At 58.8% G+C, this 4,994-nt stretch carries 4 protein-coding genes; all 4 read right to left on the reverse strand.

What is annotated here, in order from left to right; translation table 11 throughout:
• Positions 1-2,017 (reverse strand): DUF6973 domain-containing protein (locus EJP67_RS34180; RefSeq protein ID WP_420824289.1); only part of this gene is annotated, 2,017 nt, incomplete at its 3' end.
• Positions 2,018-2,043: 26 nt separating this feature from the next.
• Positions 2,044-2,565, reverse strand: a complete 522-nt coding sequence (locus tag EJP67_RS33430) for a hypothetical protein (protein ID WP_126026009.1) — start codon at positions 2,563-2,565, stop codon at positions 2,044-2,046.
• A 101-nt stretch (positions 2,566-2,666) separates the two neighbouring features.
• A complete protein-coding gene (locus EJP67_RS33435) occupies positions 2,667-4,091 on the reverse strand; it encodes an HlyD family type I secretion periplasmic adaptor subunit (protein WP_240650863.1) in 1,425 nt (474 codons plus the stop codon).
• 62 nt (positions 4,092-4,153) lie between these two features.
• A partial coding sequence (locus EJP67_RS33440; protein ID WP_126026011.1) for a peptidase domain-containing ABC transporter occupies positions 4,154-4,994 on the reverse strand: 841 nt, incomplete at its 5' end.

Below are 4,994 nucleotides of genomic sequence, written 5' to 3' on the forward strand. Positions count from 1 at the left end.
AGTCGTTGCCGTCGCCACCGATCAGTGTGTCTGCACCGTCACCGCCGGTGAGGTTGTCGTTGCCCGCCCCGCCGTCCAGCAGATCGTTGCCTGTGCCTCCGCTGAAGCTGTTGGCGTTCGTATTGCCGACATAGATGTCGCCTTTGGTGCTACCGTTGGCTGAGCTGCCCGCATAGACATTTAGGCTGCTGAGTTCCGCTCGCAACGCAGAATCCACTGGTAGCGATTCGATCCAACTGCGCAAGTGCTCCAGGCCAATGAACCCGACTTCTTGCAATGCACCTTGTGCATAGCGATTGAGTTCTATGAGATCGATCAAGGCGGTGCGTTCGTTGCTTGCTTTCAGTGCATCCAGCTTCGCCACCAGTGCAGTAACGTCGAACCTCACGCCGTTCTCATCGATCACCAGATCGATTGAATCCAGATAGGGCTTGAGCCTCGTCTGCAGGATCAGGGCTCCGTAGATGCTCTCTTTCAACGTCTCGTAACTCTGCTGCAGTAGAGCTAGTTGTGCCGCGGGAGGATTGATGGCATAGGCTGGCCGCACCAGGGTCACTCCACCTGAGGTTGTCGTTTCCGTGCTGGTGGTGAACCCGGCCACGGGTCGCACTGTAGCGGTCGAGGTCGGCTTCTCGTAGAACCGCTCCCCGTTGAAAACTTCTAGCACACCGATCAGGTTGCGGAACTGTTCCTGCGTCATCCCTGCCGGCACCGTGATACCCAGACTGATGTTGTCCTTGCCGCCAAGGTTGTCCTCGATACTGCTCCAGAAGTCGCTGCTCTTGGCCCAGGTCGTGATCAGATTGTCGATCAGCGCCATCTGCGCCTCACGCGTTGCGGCCGAACTGAAACTCGTGAGCACGACTGCCAACTCTGGGGTGAGGCTTACAGCTTCGGCTAAATCACGTACCCGACCGGAACCTTGCATCGTTGGTAACGTCTTGGCGATGTCGGTCAATGGGATGTAGTCGGTGAACTCCCGATGGAAGTTGCTCGAGTCTAGGTCGATGGCGCCTGCAGATAGGTTGGCGGCTGCCACGCTATGGCTTTCGCCGTTGCGCGTGAAGCTTCCGCTCTGCGCGATGAAATTGCCATTGATAGTCGTGCCAGCTTGGTTGCCACCCGTCGTGTTGGTAGCGCTGCCGTTCACCCCGATGCGGGTGATGCCCAACTGGTCCAGCGAGAAGAGTTCGCCCGCATCAGAGATGCCATCTTGATCGAGATCGCGCCAGACTTTAACTTGGCCCCAAGCCAGATCAGCGCTAGTGAAGTTGCCATCCGCATTGCTGTCGAGGTCGGCCAAGGCATCGAAGGCATTGATGGCCTTCTCGCCGTTGCGCTTGAGGGTGTCGACGCCGAAGAGCTCTCGACCGGTCTGGATCAAGCCATTTCCATCAAGGTCACGAACAAGGATGCCGTCATCGGCGCTGATCCAACCGGTGCCTGTTCTGATGCCGTCCGCATCGTGATCAAACAGAACGGAGCCATTGGCAGCCTTGAGCTCCAACCCATCGCCATCCAAATCCAGCATCAGGGGATCGACAGGCTGACGCCAGCCACGTGCTCGTTGAAAATCGTCTGCCGCTACAGGATCCACACCGGGCCATGGCATACCGGTAAAAGGATCTCCCCCAGGCAAAGGGGCTGGAGCTTCGGGCTCTCTCCAAGAACGATGGTCTACGGGATCGTTGATGGTTTCGCCTTGCTTGACCTTGTCATAAATCCATTTCGACAATGGATCAGTAGTTTCGCCACGGTCACGCGCATTACGCCAATTTTCATACTCTCGACGCCCTACATCATTGTTCCAACGATCCATATTGTCTTCAGCGGGCGGGTTGGGATTTCTATTTTCGTACCAATCCATAATTCGCTTCGATAGATCGGGACCCCAGCGCTCCGTAAGCTGCGCACTCATCATCGCGTGCCTGAATGCATCGTAGGCATCATTAGTGCCAGTTGCTGGGCTATTGGGGTTCAGAGGGAATCCGCCATGACTTCTGGCGAGTTCGTACATTCTAGGGGCGTAAATTGATCCGGCCATTATTTGTTTCCAATCTTGTATATCAGAGATTCTTTGGAATCTTCGAAATAAATAAATTCTTTTGATGGATGGCAAATTCCATTCGAGCTTCTGGATATTGTGGCAAATTCTTCCGGAATGATTACTTGGTAGCTTCGATCTTCTTTGTCAAAAATCCACCAGACAATCCATCTTTTTTCTCCAAAGTATTCATAATTTTCGACAGGCCTCCCAACTGCTTTCTCGAAAACCTCTTCTTTTGGGGTGTAGCGGCCTTGCAAACAAATTTTGACGACATCATTGCCGACAATGTCGCTTATTTTTTGAATATTTGAGGGGCGCTTCGCAATTTTTGAAATCACCTTTTTTTCGGCGGATATGTCTCGCCCTCGATCCAGAGGTTGCGAGCACCCGCTAAGCAAAAATCCCACTATCAAAAATAAGGATTTTTTACGTATTGGGTTATTTGCATGGCTTGAATATTTGTTTGATGAAAGAAGATGTTTTTCTTCATGAAAAAATCCTCCGGTAAATTCCCGCATTTATCGATCCTCTCCTTCGTCGTCGAAATTAAAGCAGCACGGAATCGTGCGACCTCAACTTGATTTCAACTTTCATTACAGCGCTCGGTGCTCGGTGCAATTTATCGTTCTCTCAGGCTCTCGCTTGTTGCTCTCTGAACCGGGCTGAGCAGGAACTCGATGATTCTTCGCTTGCCCGTCTTGATCTCCGCCGTGAGGTTCATCCCTGGACTGAGCTTGATTGGTCTGCCATCCACATCGATGGTTGTGCTGTTGAGGCTGAGCGTCACCGGGAAGATCGCCCCGCGCTTCTCGTCATTGACCGCATCCGCCGTCACCGTCTTCACGGTCGCGCTCACCGTCCCGTAGCGCGTGTACGGAAATGTCTCCAGCTTGATCGCCGCCTCCTGCGTCGGGCTCACGAAGCCGATGTCCTTGTTCTCCAGCGTCACCTCGGCCGTCACCTGCGCCCCGTCGGGCACGATCACCATCAGCGGCTGCGCTTCCGTGACCACGCCGCCTTCGGTGTGCGCGGCGAGCTGCTGTACGGTGCCCGCCACTGGGGCCTTCAACGTGGTGAGCCGCTCGCGCTGGCCCGCCTTGGCCAGGTCCTGCGTGCCTTGCTGGCGCTTGAGTTCGGCTGCAGCTTCCCGCGTCCTCAGGCTGTGCTTCGTCTCGGCGATGTAGGCGGCCCTCGTGTTCTCGCTCTCCCTCAGCGTGGCGTTGGCCTCTGCCAGTCGGGCTCGCTGCGTCGCCAAGTCGCGCTCCATCTCGATGCGTTCGCGCGTGCGGTCCTGGTTCGCATGGCTGGACATGAAGCCCTGGTCGGCCAATTGGCGGAAGTCTGCTTCTCTTTGTCTTGCGATCGGGAGCGTGGTCTCCAGCTTGGTGACCACCTCGCGCGCGGTCGCGATCTCGGCCTGACGCCGGTTGATCTCCGCCGCCGCCTTGGCCAGCTTCGCCGTGATGTCGCTCCATTCGTCATTCAGCTCCGCGCGGGCTGAACTGAGGTCTTCGTCGGTCCAGCCTGCCGGAGTGGCCTTGCCCAGATCCGGCGCATGTGCTTCTGTGCCGCTCAGCGCCTTCAGCAGTGCCCGGGTGCGCATGACTTCGGACTGCGCCGCCTTCAGCAGTTCATTGACGTTTGTCCTGTCCGCAGTCGCCATCGTGGGATCGAGCTCGACCAACGATTGGCCTGCCTCCACATGGTCCCCATCCCGCACCAGCACCCGCTTGACCACGCTCACCTCCAGCGGCTGGATGATCTTGGTGCGCTCGCTCACGATGATCTTGCCCGGCGCCACCGCCACGATGTCCACCTGCCCGAAGATGGACCAGGCCAGCGCAATGAGGAACAGCACGATCAACGCATAGGCCAGCCGCCTGGGTGCGGGGTGTACCGGGGTGTCCTGCAGGCTGAGTGCCGCGGGCAGGAAGGCGGCCTCATCAGTCAGCCGCTTCGGGCCGGCCAGCTCGTGGCGGTGCTTCCAGGCCGCCTTGAAGATCGCACCGTAGCGCCCCAGCAGTTCGATGGCGGGGTGGCGCATGTCTCGCGTATCTCGCACATGAGGCGCATTGGCCGCAGGAGCCGTTGTAGACACTTCAGGCGTCATGCGGGCGCTCCCGCACCCTTTGCGCTGTTGCTGCCTTCTGTCTCCGTCGGATGCCCACCGCCCTGCATGTTCCACAGGTGCGCATAGATGCCCTTGGGCCGAGCGAGCAGGCTCTCGTGCGTGCCGCCTTCGACAATCTTCCCCTTGTCCATCACGATGATGCGGTTCGCATGCCGCACCGCGCTCAGGCGGTGGGCGATGATGAAGACGGTGCGCCCCTTGCAGATGTGCGCCATGTTGCGCTGCACGATGGCCTCGCTCTCGTAGTCCAGCGCGCTGGTGGCTTCGTCGAAGATCAGGATGCGCGGATGGGTGAACAGCGCCCGGGCGATGGCAATGCGCTGGCGCTGCCCGCCCGAGAGGCTTGCCCCCTGCTCGCCGACCATGGTGTCGTAGCCCTCGGGCAGTTCGCTGATGAACTCATGGGCCCCGGCCAACTGCGCCGCCTGGATCACCGCATCCAGCGGCGCCGCCGGATCGACGATGGCGATGTTCTCGCGCACGCTGCGGTTGAAGAGGGTGTTCTCCTGCAGCACCACGCCCACCTGTCTTCTGAGCTGCGCCGCATCGATCAGGCTGATGTCGATGCCGTCGACCAGCAAGCGTCCTTGCTCGGGGGTGTACAGGCGCTGGACGAGCTTGGTCAGCGTGCTCTTGCCTGAGCCCGAGCGCCCGACGATGCCGATGACTTCGCCGGGGCGCACATCGAGGCTGACGCCATTGAGAACAGGCGCTGCCTCGGGGCGGTAGCGGAAAGTGAGGTTGTCCAGCGTCACGCGGCCCTTGAGGGCCGGGAGCTGGGCGGCGGTGCTCGGCGGCACCTCGGTGCGGGTGTTC

The organism is Variovorax guangxiensis (assembly GCF_003952165.1).
Classification (GTDB): Bacteria; Pseudomonadota; Gammaproteobacteria; order Burkholderiales; family Burkholderiaceae_C; genus Variovorax; species Variovorax guangxiensis.

Excerpts from the sequence above, each read along its gene's own strand:
- EJP67_RS33435 (WP_240650863.1), bottom strand. The coding sequence starts at position 4,091 with ATGCGCCACCCCGCCATCGAACTGCTGGGGCGCTACGGTGCGATCTTC.
- EJP67_RS33430 (WP_126026009.1), bottom strand. The coding sequence starts at position 2,565 with ATGCGGGAATTTACCGGAGGATTTTTTCATGAAGAAAAACATCTTCTT.